The organism is Pseudomonas sp. 05T35 (genome assembly GCF_056396605.1).
The window spans coordinates 1-1,192 of the sequence record NZ_JBFTLU010000752.1 but is presented as its reverse complement, the minus strand read 5'-3'; the positions used below and the strand labels follow the sequence as shown (position 1 = coordinate 1,192).

Annotated in this window: 2 protein-coding genes; both read right to left on the bottom strand. The window is 60.4% G+C overall.

The window, feature by feature from the left end; translation table 11 throughout:
• The coding region (locus AC1DH9_RS29510) for a putative glycoside hydrolase (protein ID WP_477809377.1) at positions 1-441 on the bottom strand (441 nt) is incomplete at its 3' end.
• The coding region (locus AC1DH9_RS29505; protein ID WP_477809376.1) for a polysaccharide deacetylase family protein at positions 438-1,192 on the bottom strand (755 nt) is incomplete at its 5' end. The genes AC1DH9_RS29510 and AC1DH9_RS29505, both read right to left, overlap by 4 nt.

The window sequence follows — 1,192 nt, the reverse complement described above, 5'->3', positions numbered from 1 at the left end:
GCGATACGGCGTCAGGCCGCGGTCGCCCTTGACGTCAATCACCAGCGCATTGATCTCGCTGCTTTCGGCAAGGCTGAGGGCATTATTGCGCAACGTCTTGTTGGTCACGCCGAACACCGACAAATACAGCGCTTTCGGGCGAAACGGGGTCAACGCGAGCGTCACAGGTGTATCGCCGGACACCTTGGCTTCGGTGCGCAAATACCCTGGAGCGCGGGCCGCAACGTTCTCCACCGTCTGAGCGATTTCGAACTGCCCGTGTTCGTCCGTGCGCATCACACCCGCCGATGTCGTGATGATCGCGTCGGCGATCGGGTTCTGCGTGCTTGAGTCGAGCACGACACCCGTGACGGCCAGGGCACCTCGCTGGCTCAGCAGGGTAGTAAAGACGACGAGCAGCGTCGCGATTGCATAGCGCCTCACTGCGCTGATAAAGGTCATCGTGCGCTCTCCGTTGCGGGTATTGCCGGGGTGTTTGGTTCGCCAAGCAGGTGCGCGAATGCGCTGGCGCCGTAGGCATCGGTCATCAGAAAACGTGGCAGCGCGAGCAGCCGGTCGTGCCGATTCGCCTTGCGTGCGTCCAGGGTGAAGGCGACGACGTAACCGTCTTCGGAGGCGAGTGTGATCAATTCGTCGTCGTAGATCCCGAAAGGCCACGCGAGCATGTCGATATGCGTACCGGTTTGCGCCTCCAGGCGTTGACGGGATTTGTCGAGTTGCATGCGCACGAATTGCTGGAAATCAGCCGGCGTACGGTGTCTGCGCTCGACCTTGAAATTGGGATGCCAGTACGTATGCCCCTGGATGTCAAAGAGTCCGGTCTGTTTCAGGCTGCGCAATTGTTCCCAGGTCATTGCATAGGAGGCGTTCGAGATCGCCGATGGATAGATGAACAGCGTGACCGGAAAATGCTCGCGCTGCACGATGGGCAGCAGTTTTTCGAATACCGAGCGATGCCCGTCGTCGACAGTGATCGCCACCGGCTTCTGCGGTAACGTCGCACTTGGGTCCTGCAACCAATTGACCACCTCACGCAGCGGCACGATGTGGTAGCCATGCTCGTGCAGGACGCGTAACTGGGTTTCGAAGGTGCTCATGCGCACGGTCATCGAGTCGTCCAGCGTCTGCGAAAAGCGGTGGTAAACGAGGATCGTGACGCGCGGCTCAGCACTTGGCGCGGCAGCGTCTGCGC